A 14,020-nucleotide genomic window follows, 5' to 3' on the forward strand; every position below is an offset into this window, starting at 1 on the left:
TCCCTGTCATGGGTGCCGGTGGAATCGACGCGTTTTTGCATTCGTATTCAAAGCAACTTTACGCAGCGTTCGATTCGTGGCAAGCATTTTTGCATTCGTCTGCAAAAATCAGCCCGAGAGGCGCGTCTTGACCGACTTCCGCAGCACTTCCCATCACATTCTCAACACGTTGATCTCCGCCCCCGAGGCAGAGCTTCCGGCCCTTGTCGCAAAGGCGCTGACGCCGGATTGCACCTGGGACGTCTCGGCCCCGGTCGAGCGGCTCACCGGCCCCGACGCGGTGCTCGAGGGCTTTCTGCTGCCGCTGCGCGCGGCGCTGTCCCATGCCCGCCGCCGCGACGAGATCTTCATCGGCGGTCCGAACCGCCGGGCCGAGGGCGGAGAATGGGTTGCCAGCGTGACGCACTACCTCGGCAACTTCACCGCGCCGCTGTTCGGCATCCGACCCTCGGATCACCTGGCCTTCCTGCGTGCGGGCGAGTTCTACCGCATCGAGAATGGCCGCATCTCGCAGGCCCGGATCATCCTCGACCTGCCCGACCTGATGCGCCAGGCCGGGCGCTTCCCCCTGCCCTTCTCCTACGGGCTGGAGACCCTGTTCCCCGGCCCCGCCACCCATGACGGCGTGTTGCCGCAGGTCGGCGATGGCGAAGCCAGCCTCGACGTGGTCGAGCGAATGCTCGGGGCGCTTCACGTCTTCGACCCCAAGACCTTCGGCTCCGAAGCGCAGACCGGCCAGGGCGGCACCTGGCACGAGGACATGATGTGGTACGGGCCGGCCGGGATCGGTTCGAACTACCGCTGGGAGGGGTTTGTGAAGGATCACCGCGAGGCGTTCCTGCGCGCCTTCCCCGACCGCAAGGGCGGCAACCACTACTGCCGGATCGGGGACGGCAATTATGCGGCGGTGTCGGGCTGGCCCTCGATGACAATGACCTTCCAGGGGGACTACCTCGGCCAGGAGGCCGACGGCCGCGCGCTGACGCTGCGGGTGATGGATTTTTACCGCTGCGCCGAGGGTCGGATCATGGAGAACTGGGTGATGCTCGACTACACCGAGCTGCTGGCGCAGATGGGCGTCGACCTGATCGCCCGCTCGAACGAGATCGACGCCTAGATCTTGTCCGCCGGCCTGCCGGGACGGGAGCGGTAGGTCGGCAGCTGCCAGTCCAGCGCCAGCGCGCAGGCCCGCAGGGCGAACGCCGAGGCGAAGCCCGCGAACGCGGCCAGCGCCAGCGGTGCATTCAAGGCGTCCGCGACCACGAAGACCGCAGCGCCCGCGCCCGCCGCGGTCACGTAGATCTCACGCCGCAACAGCACCGAGGGCTCGTCCGAGAGCACGTCGCGCAGGATCCCGCCAAGCGTGCCGGTCAGCATTCCCATGACCACGGCGATCACCGCCGAGCCGGACACGGCCAGCCCCTTGTACGCTCCGAAGACGCAGTATGCGGCCAGTGCCGCGCCATCGAGCCACAACAGCCAGCGGTACCGCGATTCCGCCAGGTGTGCCGTGAAATAGAGGCAGACCGCCGTCACCGCACAGACCAGGATATAGACCGGCTGCGCCACCCAGAACACCGGCACGTCCAGCACCAGGTCCCGCACCGTACCGCCACCGGTTCCCGTCAGCGCCGCCAGGAACACGAAACCGATGATGTCCAGCTGCTTGCGCGAAGCCGCCAGCGCACCCGTCGCTGCGAACAGGGCGACGCCCGAATAATCAAGGATCTCGACCGCGTTCATGCCGTCCTCCGCGCTTGCATCCGGATGCCTTTAGCAGTCCGGTGCGGCTCCGCCCAGAGGCTCCGCCTGCGCACCGGTATACCCGCTTGACGGAATGGTCGCGACCTGTGACTGTTCACGTGAACGACGCCCTTGGGGAGTTTCGGGCAGTCGTCATGATTTTTCGACGAGGCGGAGCCATAACCGCCGACCCTTAAGGAGGACATCATGAACCTGTACCACAAAACCGCGGCGGCCCTCGGGCTGGCGCTGACGCTCGGCGGCGCCGCCGTCGCGCAGGACTTCCCCTCGCGCCCGATGACAATGGTCGTGCCCTGGGGCGCGGGCGGCGGCACCGATGCGGTGGCGCGGATCCTCGCGACCGTCATGCAGGAAGACCTGGGCCAGCCGGTGAACGTGGTCAACCGCACCGGCGGCTCGGGCGTCGTCGGCCACTCGGCCATCGCCACCGCCGATCCGGACGGCCACACGATCGGTCTCGCCACGGTCGAGATCGCGATGATGCACTGGCAAGGCCTCACCGACCTGACCTACGAGGACTACGACATCATCGCACTGGTCAACCAGGACCCGGCGGGGATCATGGTCTCGGCCAACTCCGACTACGACAGCATCGAGGCGCTGAACGACGCCATCAAGGCCGAACCGGCGGGCACGTTCTCGGGCTCGGGCACGGCGCAGGGCGGCATCTGGCACGTGGCGCTGGCCGGCTGGATGGTCGCGCAGGGTCTTGACGCGGGCCATGTGAAATGGGTGCCGAGCGACGGCGCGGCCTCGGGGATCACCGACATGGTCGCGGGCGGCGTCGACATCGTCACCGCCTCGCTGCCCGAGGGCCAGACCATGATCGAGGCCGGGCGCATCGTCCCGCTGGCGACCATGGGCACCGAGCGCCACCCCGCCTACCCGGACGTCCCGACCCTGAAAGAGGCTACCGGCGCCGACTGGACCCTGGCCGCCTGGCGCGGCGTCTTCGCGCCCAAGGGCCTGCCCGACGACGTGAAGCAGAAACTGGCCGAGGCCGTCGAGAAGGCCTTCAACAGCGCCGAGTACCAGGACTTCATGTCCGGTCGCGGGCTGGGCGCGGTCTATCTGCCGTCCGATCAGGCGGTGGAATTCGTCGCCAAGTCCGACACGTCCTTCGGCGAGGTGCTGAAGGCCGCGGGCCTGGTCCAGTAAACACGGCTGGCGCGTCCCTTCGGGGACGCGCCGCACCTGACGGATACTCCGGATGAAAGCGGACAGGCTGTTTCTTGGCCTTCTGGTCGTGCTGGGCGGGATTGCCCTGATCGCGTCCTCCTTCGCCTACCCCTCCCTGCCCGGGCAGGCCTATGGCGCCGGCACCATGCCGCGCGTGGTCGGCGGCTTCGGCATTCTGCTGGGTGCTGCGCTGCTGCTACAGGGCTGGCGGCAGGGCGCCGACCGGCAGCGCTTCGCCCGCGCTGACTGGGCGCGGGGGCGGCAAGGGCTGGCGGTGCTCGCGGTGCTGTTGGGCGTCGTCGTCTACATCGTCGCCGCCGAGCCGATCGGCTTCATCCCCGTGGCAGGCACGCTGCTGCTCGCGCTGATGCTGCTGGGCAAGGTCCGGCTGCTGCCCGCGCTGGTGGTCTCGGTCATCGCCTCCGTCGCCGTCTATGTCGTCTTCAGCCGCTTCCTGCTGGTGCCGCTGCCCCGCGGCCCGCTCGAAGCCCTGCTCTGGTAGGGGCCGCCCGATGCTCGCACAGGCATTCGCCATCGTGATGCAGCCCGACGTGCTGCTGACCGTCTTTCTCGCCGGTTGCTTCGGTATGTTCGTGGGCGCGATCCCCGGCCTGACCGCCTCGATGGCGACCGCGCTGCTGGTGCCGATCACCTTCTTCATGGACCCGGTGCCCGCCATCGCCTCGATCGTCGCGGCGACCGGCATGGCGATCTTCGCCGGCGACATTGCGGGCACGCTGATGCGAATGCCCGGCACCCCCGCCTCTGCCGCCTATGTCGAGGACGCGCACCGGCTCAGCCAGGCGGGCCGCGCGAACGAGGCGCTAGGCGCGTGCCTCTTCTTCTCGGCCATCGGCGGGATCCTCGGCACGCTGGTGCTCAGCTTCGCGGCGCCGCAGTTGGCCGAGATCGCGCTGGCGTTCTCGTCCTTCGAGTATTTCTGGCTGGTCATGCTGGGCCTTTCCAGCGCGGTCTTCGTCTCGGCGGGCTCGCCGATCCTGGGGCTGGTGTCGCTCTTCATCGGGCTCTCGGCCTCGCTGGTCGGGCAGGACAACCCCTCGGGCGCGGCGCGCTATACGTTCGGCTCGATCGAGCTGCTGGCCGGCATCCAGTTCATCCCCGCCATGATCGGCCTCTTCGCCCTGTCCGAGATCATGCGCTCCTACACCAAACGGTCGGTCGATGCGCGGATCCCGCCGGTCAAGGGCCCGATCTTCCGCCCGCAGTTCGCCCTGCTGCGCCGCTATCCCAAGCAGACCCTGCGCGGCGCGGGCACGGGTACGTTGATCGGTGCCCTGCCCGGCGCAGGCGCGGACATCGCCGCCTGGGTGTCCTTCGCGGTTTCCAAGAAATTCTCGCGCGAGCCGGAAAAGTTCGGCACCGGCCATGTCGAGGGACTGGTCGAGGCCGGGGCCTCGAACAACGGCGCGGTTTCGGGTGCGTGGATCCCGGCGCTGGTCTTCGGGATCCCCGGAGACACGATCACCGCCATCGTCATCGGCGTGATGTTCGTCAAAGGCCTGAACCCGGGCCCGATGGTGTTCATCCAGCAGCCCGAGATGATCTATGCGATCTTCATGGTCTTCATCCTGGCAAACCTGCTGATGCTGCCGATCGGCTGGATGGCGATCCACGCCGCCGGTCGGCTGCTGTCCGCGCCGCAGCGCATCCTGATGCCGGTGATCCTGGTGTTCTGCATGGTCGGCTCGTTCGCGATCAACAACTCGCCCGCCGGGATCATCATCATGCTGGCCTTCGGCGTCGCGGGCTTCCTGATGGAAGAGAACGAGATCCCACTCGCCCCCGCGATCCTGGGCCTGGTCCTCGGTCCGATGATCGAGAAGCACTTCATCACCTCGATGATCAAGGCGGACGGCAACCTGCTGGCCTTCTTCGAGCGCCCCATCGCGGCCGGCCTCGGCATCGCGACGCTGCTGCTCTGGGCGATCCCGTTGATCCGGATCGCGCTGCGCCGCAGCCGTGCTGGCGCGCAAGCCTGATACGTCAGAGCGTCTGCTGGCGCGGCGGGGCCAGATTCAGTTGTCCTGCCACGTCGCGCAATGTCTGGGTCAGCAGCCTGTGCCCCTCGCCCGGGGCGCCCTCGCGGCGGAACAGAAGCGCGATGTCCCGGTGCGCGTCTTCCATCAGCAGTTCGCGCACCACGACTTCCTCGCGATAGCGCGCCTGGCGGCTGGCGAAGAGTTCGGGGATCACGGCCACCCCAGCCCCGGTCGCCGCCATCAGCAGGATCGAGTCGAGGCTGGTGCCCTCGTATTCGTCAGACACGACCCCGCCACTCGCCGCAGCCAGCGCATAGACGATCCGTGACAGCCTGTGTCCGTTGTCTAGCGTCAGCAGCCGCCGCCCCGTCAGGTCTTCCGCGCCTATCGCATCCCGCGCCGCGAGGGGGTCATCGGTGGCCACGGCGACCGACAGCCGTTCGTTGAACAGCCGCCGCTGAAAGCTGTTCGGATGATCCTCGGGCGTCGAGATGATCGCGTCGAACCGACCGGTCTTCAGCCCATCCTCGAGATCCAGCGTGTTCTCCTCGCGCACGATGACCCGCAAGTCGGGTTGCTGTTTGTGGATGCGGCGGACCGCCTGGGGCAACAAGTAAGGCCCTATTGAAGGCAAAACGCCGAGGCGCAAGCGTCCGGCGAACGGCAGCGCCGTTGTCATCGCGCTGCGCAGGTCCTGCACATCCGCGAGAATCCGCTGCGCCCGCCGCACGAACTCCTCGCCCTTGGCGGTAATCTGAACACCGCTCCGGGACCGGTCGAACAACCGGATACCGAGTTCCTCCTCGATCGCGGCCACCTGTGCCGAAAGGCTCGGCTGGCTGACGTTCAGAACCTCGGCTGCCAAGCCGAAGCGGCCGAGCCGCTGTACGGTGACGACATACTCGAGTTGCCGCAGCGTGGGTCTCATTACATAGCTTCAATTTATGTTTAACGAAGTAAGATAGTATTTATCCAATCCATTCCAATCGGGCAACAGGCGCAGGCACAACGAAACCGGAGCCAGATCATGCCTGCCGTCATCGACACCCTCGCCGGAAACCTGCTTGTCCCGACGATCCTGTTCTTCGTCCTTGGCCTCGCGGCTGCGTTCCTGCGAAGCGACCTGTCGATCCCCGAGGGCGCGGCGAAATTCATGTCGCTCTACCTGCTGCTGGCAATCGGCTTCAAAGGCGGGCACAGCCTTGCCGAGCATGGCCTGCGGCCGGATCTGTTCGTGACCATCGGGGCCGGCGTGCTGCTGTCCTTCGCGATTCCGTTCATCGCCTTCACGCTGCTACGCACCGTCACGCGGCTGGACACGCTGAACGCCGCGGCGGTCGCCGGGCACTACGGGTCGATCTCGATCGTAACGTTCGTGGCCGCCTCAAGCCTGCTGGACCTCGCCGGTATCGCCTCGGATGGCTATATGGTGGCGGTCGCGGCAACCATGGAGGTGCCCGCGATCCTCTCGGCGCTGTGGATCGTCCACCGCTTCTCGGACGATCGCACCAGCGGCTCGGTCCCGGTCCGCGATCTGCTGGCCAACGGTTCGATCCTGCTGCTCGTCGGCGCCTTCCTCATCGGTGCCGTGACCAAGGACAAGGGGATGGAGATGATCGCCCCGTTCGTCGTGACCCCGTTCACAGGCATCCTTTGCCTGTTCCTGCTGGACATGGGGCTTTCGGCGGGCAGGAGCCTGATGCAGAACCGGCACATGCTCAGCGCCGGACTGTTCGGGTTTGGCCTGATGATGCCGTTGATCGGCGCGGCGCTGGCCTGGGTCGCAGGGATCGCGATCGGCCTCCAGCCCGGAAGCACCTTCCTTCTGATGGTGCTGTCGGCCTCGGCTTCCTATATCGCGGTCCCGGCCGCGATGCGGATTGCCCTGCCCCAGGCTCAGTCCGGAATATACCTGACGATGTCCCTGGGCGTGACCTTCCCGTTCAACATCACGATTGGCCTGCCGCTATACCTCTGGCTGGCTGTCGGCTGAGCCCACTTCAAGGGGATCAAAAGATGCACGGGGCGGCGAATTCGCCGCCCCGTATCTCCTCACCCGCCGCGACGGTACGCGGCTCAGCGCGGCACATCTTGCTCAGTGATCGAGCATCTCCCACAAGCGGCGCTTGATGGCGATGAACTCATCGGTCAGGCGCATCTCGTCGGTGCGGGGGCGCGGCAGGCTGACCTCCTCGATGTGGCGGACGCGGCCCGGACGGGCCGACATCACCACGATCTTGTCGGCGAGGAAGATCGCCTCCTCGAGGTCGTGGGTCACGAAGATCACGGTCTTGCGCGACTTGCTCCAGGCGTCGAGCAGGTCTGACTGCATCCGCTCCTTGGTCTGGGCGTCGAGCGCGCCGAAGGGCTCGTCCATCAGCAGCACGTCGGGATCGTTCGCATAGACCCGGCCAATGTCGACGCGCTTGCGCATACCGCCCGACAGCTCGCGCGGCCAGCGGTCCTCGAAGCCCTTGAGGCCTACCATTTCGGTCCACTTGGCCTCGATCTCGCGCTGCTCGGCCTTGCTGGCGCCGCGCAGGCGGGGCCCGTAGCTGATGTTCTTGGCGACGGTCATCCAGGGGAAGACCGCATCCTGCTGGAACACCATGCCCCGGCGCCGGTCGGTGCCGCGAATGATGTCCCCGTCCAGGGTCATCCGCCCGTCGGTCGGATCGAACAGCCCGGCCATCATCTTGAGCAACGTAGACTTGCCGCAGCCCGAGGTTCCGACGATGGCGTTGAAGCTGCCGGACTCGAAAGTCAGGTTGATGTCGTCCAGCACGGTCAGCGCGTCGGGCGTGCCCTTGCCGAAGGTGTGGGTCAGGTGATCGACGATGATTTCGGGCATTACTCGCGAGCCTCCGACCATTGCATCAGCCGCGCCTGGATCTTGCGGAAGATGCGGTCCATGATGAATGCGCAGGCGCCGATGATAATGATGATCATCATGACCTGGTCCGTCAGGAAATAACGCCGGCCCTCCTGCAGCAGGAAGCCAAGGCCGTTCTGCGCCGCCAGCAGTTCCGACGCGACCAGCGTCGTCCAGGCGGCGGCCAGCGCGATCCGGTAGCCGGTGATGATGAACGGCGTCGCCGCGGGCACCGCCACGGTGCGGAACACCTGGAAGCGGCTGGCGCCCATGGTCGAGGCGGCATCCACGTAGACCTGCGGCACGTTCTTCATACCGGCGATCACGTTGACCACGCAGACCATGAAACAGGCGATGGTGATGATCAGGACCCGGCTGAACTCGCCGATGCCGAACCAGATGATGATGATCGGGATATAGGCCAGTGGCGGGATCGGGCGCACCGCCTCGATCAGCGGATCGAAGATGTACTCGACATTGCGGTACCAACCGATGAGGCAGCCCAGGGCCAGCGCCAGCGTGGTGCCGATCAGGAAGCCCATGCCGATGCGGAACAGGCTCGCCCCCAGCGCGGTCAGCAGGCTGCCCGAGGTCAGGTTGGTCACGAAGGACTGCCCGATGTCGCGGATCGGCGGCAGCAGCGCGGGGTTGTTGTCCGGCTGGTTGGTGACCCAGACATAGGCCAGGATCACCGTCGCCACCGACAAGACGCCCAGGAAAAGGCGTCTCGAGGTGAGTATCGTCTTCAACGGCATGGGATCAGAGCTGCTTGACGATCTGGTCCGACACCAGCGCATCCAGATCGGGCAGCGCCGGCAGTTTGTCGTTGGCGACCAGGAACTCGGATTGCACGCGCAGGGACTCGGTCAGGATGCCACGCTCGTAGACATCCTTGATTTCGGCGGTGTCGAAATAGAAGTAGTTGTTGAGCAGCGGCTCCACGTCGTCGGCCTTCACACCAGCGCGGCCGATGGTTTCCTGCCAGGCGACCATGCGCTTGACGACCTCGGCATTGTCCTCCCGCAGCATGCCGACACCCTGATCGTGGAAGGCGGCGACGACCTGGCGCAGCGCATCCTCCTTGGCGTCCAGCGTCTGCTGGGTAGTCATGAACACGTCCATGATGCTGGGCCGCGCGTCCAGCGGCATCGAGGCGCCTTCGGCCAGCATCGCGGCGCCCGGCAGCTTGTCGAAGATCAGCTTGCGCGAGGTCGCCAGCGGCACGGTCGCATCCACGGCCCCCGCGATCAGCGCGGCCTGTGCGTCGATCGGCTCCATGTTGATGCGGGTCATCGGCATGTCCTGCAGGCCTTCGGACCTCAGAACGGTGTCGAGGAAGAAGTCGAAGTTCGAGCCCGAGGTGACCGCCACACGCTTGCCCTCAAGGTCGGCGAGCGACTGCATCCCCGGCTTGCCGACGATGGTGAACAAGCCCGAGGCGTCGCCGCAGATCGAGATCTCGCGGAAGTCGGCGACCTTGCGGGCCATCGCGGCCAGCGGCGGAACCGAGCCCACGGTGATCGCGTCGACCGAGCCGCCGACCATCGCCTCGATCGCGGGCGGACCCGAAGGGAAGACGCTGAACTCCATGTCCACACCGGGGGCGAACCCCTGGTCCTGTACCAGCCAGTAGATGCCGAAGGAATAGGCCGGGATGATCCCGATCTTCAGCGTCTCGTTGGCGGCATGGGCCTTGCCGATGAAGAAATTGGGCGCGGCCAACGCAGTCGCGGCGGCAGCGCCGCCTTTGAGCAGGCCGCGGCGCGACAGGGTGGTGCCTTTGGGTGTAGACATCATTTCCTCCTCTGAGTGGCCGGGTTCTTTCCCGGCTTGCGGACCCGCGCCCGCTTGCTTGTGGCTTCCGAGTATCCTCTGAATTTTACAAATGTCAATTATTTTGTCATTTAGCAATCCGCATGAATAATCGATGCGGCGCAATGGCTTAAGCGACCGGAGCACCGCCCGAGCACGAGACCGGAAGAATCTCGGGGTCAGTCGGCGGCCAGAAGCGCCGTCGCCAGCGGCTCGTCCACGCAGAGATGCGTGGCCAGATTGCCATGCAGGATCGCAAGCGCCGCATCCAGCCGGTCCTGCCCCGCGATGACCACCAGCTTGCGGTCCGCGCGGCGCAGCTGGTCGACCTCCACGGCGATCACCCGGTCGGTGGGCGGCAGGTCGATGGCCTGCCCCCTGGCGTCGATGTAGCGACAGCAGACGATGCCCCGCGCGCCAGCATCGACCGCCTGCGCCACCTGCGCCTCGTCGGCGATACCGGCGGCAATCAGGTGGGTGCTGGGCGCGGTATTGCCGATCGAGTAGATCGCGACGTCCAGCGCTTCCAGACGGCCCAGCTGCGAGGCGATCGTGGGCTCGGCGCGCAGGCTTTCCGCGAGCGCCCCAGAGGACAGAACCGCGGGCGCGTGCAGCGTGTAGCAAGAGGCATTGAGGTTGTTGGCAATCCGGATCGCGCAGTCCTCGGAGGCGGCAACCCTGTCCGAGACCATGGAGCCGATCAGCTGGCACACGGTCACCCCATCCACCGGCTGGCGCGGCATCGCCTCGGCCACGGCCTTGATCGTCTCGCCCCAGGCGACACCCACGGTATCGCCGGGGCGCACCACGTCCAGCACCGCCATCGCGGCGACCCGCGCCAGCTGCGCGAGGCTCTCGTCCCGGTCCGGCGCGGCGCCCGCGCGGCTGCGCGAGACATAGGCGTCCGCCAGCACGTATTTCGCGCAAAGCTGGCGCGACAGGGTCGAAGCGGCCAGCACCTCTCCGTCCACCCGGATCTCGACGATGCCCCGCTCTCGGCTTTCCCGCAGCATGTTCACGACCGTTGGCCGCGAGACGGCCAGCCGCTTGGCGATCTCGCTCTGCGTCAGGCCCTCGCCATAGTAGAGCAGCGCGACATTCGCCAGCTGCGCATCCTTGTCGTTGAACGGGTTCGCGGTGCTCTCGTCACGCGCCATGTCAAGCGTTGACCTTCTTCTGCCCGGACTGACCATAGTTCTGCCGGAACCAGTTGAAGCAGCGATCGATTTCCTCCTGCGGAAGCTCTTCGACCGGGCCTCGGGTCATCGCCAGATGCGTGGTCATCGCCGCTTCCTCCAGGTACATCGCGATCGAGGTCGCCTCGGCCGCCGACTTGCCCATGGTGAACACCCCATGCGCCTTGACCAGCGCAGCATAGCCACCGTCCGCAGCCTCGACAACGGCTTGCCCCGTATCGACCTCGCCCGGCGTGGCATAGCGCGAGCACGGCACGTCGCGGCCCAGCATGTGGGTGATCGGCGTCAACACCGCGGGGATCCGCTCGCCCCGGGCGGCAAAGCTGCTGGCATAGGGCGAATGGGTGTGGGCGATGCCGAATACGTCGGGCCGCGCCTTGTAGATGTAAAGATGCAGCCCGGTGTCGACCGAGGGCTTCATCTGCCCCTCGATCACGGTGCCGTCCATGTCGACGACGACCATCGTCTCGGGCGTCAGTTTCTTGAACTTCACCCCTGAGGGCTTGATGACGACCAGCCCGGTCTCGGGGTCGCGCCCCGAGACATTGCCGCCCGAGCCCACGACCAACCCGTTCGCCGGCAGCTCGTGGTTCTGTTCGCAGACCTCTTCCTTCAGGGCTTCAAGCATTCTTCTTCTCCTCGGGGATGCCGTGGGGATAGACGACGATCTTCAGCGACTTCTCGGCCTTGCGCAGCATCTCGAATGCCTCGGCGCTGTCAGCGATGTCGAACCGGTGCGAGATCGCCTCGTCGGCCTTGATCCGCCCCGCTTCCAGCAGGCGAATATAGCTGTAGGTGTCGGTGTGGTCCGAAGAATAGCGCGAGGTGACGGTGATCTGGTCGAAATAGGCCTTGGCCCCGTCGCGTACCCAATCGGTGCCCGGCGCCAGCGGCGCGCCGAGGTGCAGGGTGCCGCCGACCTCGACCAGGTCCTCGGCCTGGGCCCAGGCCTGCGGGAAGGGCGCGATCACGATCACCGTGTCGGCCAGACGGCCATTGTTCGCGGCGCGCAGCGCCTCGACCGCATCCTCGGTTTTGGGGTTGATCGTGTGCGTCGCGCCGAACTCGCGCGCCTTCTCCAGCCGCCAGTCCGAGAAGTCCAGTGCGATCACCTTGCCCGCGCCGAACAGCGGCGCAAGGTGCACAAAGCCCTGCCCCATGAAGCCCGCACCGACCACGGCCACCGTATCGCCGGGCTGGATGTTGCATACCTTCAGCCCTGACATCACGCAGGACCACGGCTCGATGGTGACGGCGGCTTCGGTCGAGATGCTGTCGGGCAGCTTGTGCGCATCCATCCGCAGGTGCTGCGCGGTGACGCGGTAATATTCGCAGACCCCGCCCGGATCGAGCTTCATCGAGGAATAGAACGGATCGCGGGTAAAATGCCCGCGCCGCGACAGGTGGCTGTCGACGCGGCCCACATGGTGGTTGATGAACAGCCGGTCGCCGATCTTGTAGTCGGTGACCTGCGCGCCGACCTCGACCACCTCGCCGATCGGCTCGTGGCCCAGAACCTTCGGCTCGGCCTTCTTGTACCAGGCCATCGTCTCGCCGCCGCAGAGGCCGCAGGCCAGGGTTTTCAGCAGGATCTCGTCCGGACCGATGTGCGGCACCGGGCGTTCCTCCAGCCGGATATCGTCGAGCGCGTGATAAACAGCGGCCTTCATGGTTGCGGTCATGAACTTTCCTCTTCTTACGTCCAGAGCGCCCGGCAGGCGTCCGACACTGTGCGATAGCGGGCGAAGGCGGCGTCATAGGCGGCGGCCGTCGCCGGGTCCGGGTCGTAGCGCAGCGCCGCCTCGTCGCGCCGCGCCAACTGGCAGGCATCGCCCTGCCCCGCCGCCGCAGCGCCAAGGCAGGCCGCGCCCCAAAGACCGTGATCCGAGGCTTCGGCGACAAGGATCGGCACCTGCATCACATCGGCGATGATCTGGCACCACAGCGCATTGCGCGCGCCGCCGCCTGTCAGGCGTACCGGCTTGTCAGGGCGGCCGCCCTCTTCCTCGAAACAGTGGCGCAGGCTGAACGCCGCGCCCTCCATCACCGCGCGGCCCATGTCGGCCTTGGTGCTGCCGGCAGACAGGCCGAAGAACGACCCGCGCGCCCTGGGCGCGACGAAGGGCGCACGCTCGCCGTTCAGGTAGGGCAGAAAGGTCACGCCGTTCGCGCCCGGCGGCACGTCGCGGGCCAGCGCGTTCAGCTTGCCCGCGATCTCGGCGGGAGTCTCGCCGCCCAGCGTCTGCGGGTGCAGCGCACAGAACCAGTCGAACGCAGCCGCGCCCGTGGTAGGCGCGAGGATCCGCGTCAGCAGCTTGCCGTTGGCGTGGAAGGCGGTGGCGCCGACCGGCAGATCGGTCGGCTCAACGCTTTCGGTCAGGATGTTCACTACCGCCGTCGTGCCGAGGATCATCATCGTCTCGCCCGCGCGGTCCATGCCCATGCCGACGATCATCGCGGACAGGTCCATCGTCCCGACCGAAACCGACACGCCCTCGGGCAGACCGGTCGCCTGCGCCGCTTCGGCCGTCACCACGCCTAAACGACTGTCCGCCGGGCGGGGCGGCAACAGCTTCGCGGCCAGCGGCGCCGAATCCAGAGCCTCCAGCGCCTGCGGGTCATAATCCCGCGCGGCGAAGTCGAGGAACGGGATCGAAGCATCCGAGAAATCCGTCGCAAGCTCTCCGGTCAGGCGGAAGCCCACCCAATCGGCGCAGTAGAGCACGCGGTCGATCTTCGCCGCCCGGTCGGGCTCGTGCGCCAGCAGCCACTGATGAATGGTGCCCGCCGTACCGGGCCAGATCGCGGTATTGCAGGCGCGGCTGACCGCCGTGGCCCGTCCGCTGTCGTACAGCGCCGCTACCGCGTCCGAGGCGCGGGTGTCGTTCCACAGGATCGCCGGACCGACCGGCTGGCGGTCCGCGTCCAGCGCCCACAGCCCGTCGCCCTGCGCGGCAATGCCGACGCTGGCGATACGGGCCGGATCGATGCCCTCCAACGCCGCGCGTACCGCACGGCAGACCCCGGCCCAGACCGCCTGCATGTCCTGCTCGGACCGCCCGCCGGGGCCGACACTGACCTCGCTCGGCGCCTCGCCGAAGGCAAGGCGCGTGCCGGTTGCATCATAGACCCCCGCCTTGATCGCGGTGGTCCCGGCGTCGATTCCCAGCCAAAGATCCTGCAAAATCCTCCTCCCT

The 14,020-nt window shown here is 66.8% G+C and carries 14 protein-coding genes; 5 read left to right on the plus strand and 9 right to left on the minus strand.

Annotated elements, in window-relative coordinates; translation table 11 throughout:
- The first annotated feature begins 127 nt into the window (after positions 1-127).
- On the plus strand, positions 128-1,117 hold the full coding sequence (locus ACW9UR_RS15225) for an ester cyclase (protein ID WP_458917900.1): 990 nt from the start codon (positions 128-130) through the stop codon (positions 1,115-1,117).
- On the opposite strand, the gene ACW9UR_RS15230 is transcribed toward ACW9UR_RS15225, so the two are convergent.
- The gene (locus ACW9UR_RS15230; protein WP_458917901.1) at positions 1,114-1,743 is read right to left on the minus strand and encodes a trimeric intracellular cation channel family protein; all 630 of its coding nucleotides are present in this window, start codon (positions 1,741-1,743) and stop codon (positions 1,114-1,116) included. The genes ACW9UR_RS15225 and ACW9UR_RS15230 overlap by 4 nt on opposite strands.
- 207 nt (positions 1,744-1,950) lie before the next feature.
- Between ACW9UR_RS15230 and ACW9UR_RS15235 the strand changes: the two genes are divergently transcribed.
- Genes ACW9UR_RS15235 through ACW9UR_RS15245 form a run of 3 tightly spaced genes read left to right on the plus strand, consistent with a single transcriptional unit; the run spans position 1,951 to position 4,943 of the window.
- Complete coding sequence (locus tag ACW9UR_RS15235; protein ID WP_458917902.1) at positions 1,951-2,922, plus strand: tripartite tricarboxylate transporter substrate binding protein; 972 nt, start codon at positions 1,951-1,953, stop codon at positions 2,920-2,922.
- A 52-nt stretch (positions 2,923-2,974) separates the two neighbouring features.
- Entirely contained in the window at positions 2,975-3,445 is a 471-nt protein-coding gene (locus ACW9UR_RS15240; protein WP_458917903.1) for a tripartite tricarboxylate transporter TctB family protein, read from the plus strand.
- Between the two features lie 10 nt (positions 3,446-3,455).
- Positions 3,456-4,943 (plus strand): tripartite tricarboxylate transporter permease, encoded by a 1,488-nt coding sequence (locus ACW9UR_RS15245; protein WP_458917904.1) that lies wholly within the window; start codon positions 3,456-3,458, stop codon positions 4,941-4,943.
- 4 nt (positions 4,944-4,947) lie between these two features.
- Here the strand turns inward: ACW9UR_RS15245 and ACW9UR_RS15250 are convergent, their stop codons facing one another.
- On the minus strand, positions 4,948-5,871 hold the full coding sequence (locus tag ACW9UR_RS15250) for a LysR substrate-binding domain-containing protein (RefSeq protein ID WP_458917905.1): 924 nt from the start codon (positions 5,869-5,871) through the stop codon (positions 4,948-4,950).
- 99 nt (positions 5,872-5,970) lie between these two features.
- On the opposite strand from ACW9UR_RS15250, the gene ACW9UR_RS15255 reads away from it, so the two are divergent.
- Positions 5,971-6,936, plus strand: coding sequence for a sodium-dependent bicarbonate transport family permease (locus ACW9UR_RS15255; protein WP_458917906.1), 966 nt, complete (start codon positions 5,971-5,973; stop codon positions 6,934-6,936).
- A 102-nt stretch (positions 6,937-7,038) separates the two neighbouring features.
- On the opposite strand, the gene ACW9UR_RS15260 is transcribed toward ACW9UR_RS15255, so the two are convergent.
- From ACW9UR_RS15260 to ACW9UR_RS15290, 7 genes are all read right to left on the minus strand, one after another.
- Entirely contained in the window at positions 7,039-7,794 is a 756-nt protein-coding gene (locus tag ACW9UR_RS15260; RefSeq protein ID WP_458917907.1) for an ABC transporter ATP-binding protein, read from the minus strand.
- A complete protein-coding gene (locus tag ACW9UR_RS15265) occupies positions 7,794-8,570 on the minus strand; it encodes an ABC transporter permease (protein WP_458917908.1) in 777 nt (258 codons plus the stop codon). The genes ACW9UR_RS15260 and ACW9UR_RS15265 overlap by 1 nt, the downstream gene beginning before the upstream one ends.
- Positions 8,571-8,574: 4 nt before the next feature.
- Entirely contained in the window at positions 8,575-9,609 is a 1,035-nt protein-coding gene (locus ACW9UR_RS15270) for an ABC transporter substrate-binding protein (RefSeq protein ID WP_458917909.1), read from the minus strand.
- Positions 9,610-9,806: 197 nt separating this feature from the next.
- Positions 9,807-10,784, minus strand: coding sequence for a sugar-binding transcriptional regulator (locus ACW9UR_RS15275; protein WP_458917910.1), 978 nt, complete (start codon positions 10,782-10,784; stop codon positions 9,807-9,809).
- A gap of 1 nt (position 10,785) precedes the next feature.
- Entirely contained in the window at positions 10,786-11,451 is a 666-nt protein-coding gene (locus tag ACW9UR_RS15280; protein ID WP_458917911.1) for a class II aldolase/adducin family protein, read from the minus strand.
- Positions 11,444-12,505, minus strand: coding sequence for a zinc-binding dehydrogenase (locus tag ACW9UR_RS15285; protein WP_458917912.1), 1,062 nt, complete (start codon positions 12,503-12,505; stop codon positions 11,444-11,446). Before ACW9UR_RS15285 ends, ACW9UR_RS15280 begins: the two co-directional genes overlap by 8 nt.
- A 14-nt stretch (positions 12,506-12,519) precedes the next feature.
- Positions 12,520-14,007: an FGGY-family carbohydrate kinase gene (locus tag ACW9UR_RS15290; RefSeq protein ID WP_458917913.1), complete on the minus strand. Its 1,488-nt coding sequence runs from the start codon at positions 14,005-14,007 to the stop codon at positions 12,520-12,522.
- Positions 14,008-14,020: the final 13 nt, after the last annotated feature.

It is taken from the genome of Halovulum sp. GXIMD14794 (assembly GCF_054457455.1).

Excerpts from the sequence above, each read along its gene's own strand:
- ACW9UR_RS15230 (WP_458917901.1), bottom strand. The coding sequence starts at position 1,743 with ATGAACGCGGTCGAGATCCTTGATTATTCGGGCGTCGCCCTGTTCGCA.
- ACW9UR_RS15235 (WP_458917902.1), top strand. The coding sequence starts at position 1,951 with ATGAACCTGTACCACAAAACCGCGGCGGCCCTCGGGCTGGCGCTGACG.
- ACW9UR_RS15240 (WP_458917903.1), top strand. The coding sequence starts at position 2,975 with ATGAAAGCGGACAGGCTGTTTCTTGGCCTTCTGGTCGTGCTGGGCGGG.
- ACW9UR_RS15245 (WP_458917904.1), top strand. The coding sequence starts at position 3,456 with ATGCTCGCACAGGCATTCGCCATCGTGATGCAGCCCGACGTGCTGCTG.
- ACW9UR_RS15250 (WP_458917905.1), bottom strand. The coding sequence starts at position 5,871 with ATGAGACCCACGCTGCGGCAACTCGAGTATGTCGTCACCGTACAGCGG.
- ACW9UR_RS15255 (WP_458917906.1), top strand. The coding sequence starts at position 5,971 with ATGCCTGCCGTCATCGACACCCTCGCCGGAAACCTGCTTGTCCCGACG.
- ACW9UR_RS15260 (WP_458917907.1), bottom strand. The coding sequence starts at position 7,794 with ATGCCCGAAATCATCGTCGATCACCTGACCCACACCTTCGGCAAGGGC.
- ACW9UR_RS15265 (WP_458917908.1), bottom strand. The coding sequence starts at position 8,570 with ATGCCGTTGAAGACGATACTCACCTCGAGACGCCTTTTCCTGGGCGTC.
- ACW9UR_RS15270 (WP_458917909.1), bottom strand. The coding sequence starts at position 9,609 with ATGTCTACACCCAAAGGCACCACCCTGTCGCGCCGCGGCCTGCTCAAA.
- ACW9UR_RS15275 (WP_458917910.1), bottom strand. The coding sequence starts at position 10,784 with ATGGCGCGTGACGAGAGCACCGCGAACCCGTTCAACGACAAGGATGCG.
- ACW9UR_RS15280 (WP_458917911.1), bottom strand. The coding sequence starts at position 11,451 with ATGCTTGAAGCCCTGAAGGAAGAGGTCTGCGAACAGAACCACGAGCTG.
- ACW9UR_RS15285 (WP_458917912.1), bottom strand. The coding sequence starts at position 12,505 with ATGACCGCAACCATGAAGGCCGCTGTTTATCACGCGCTCGACGATATC.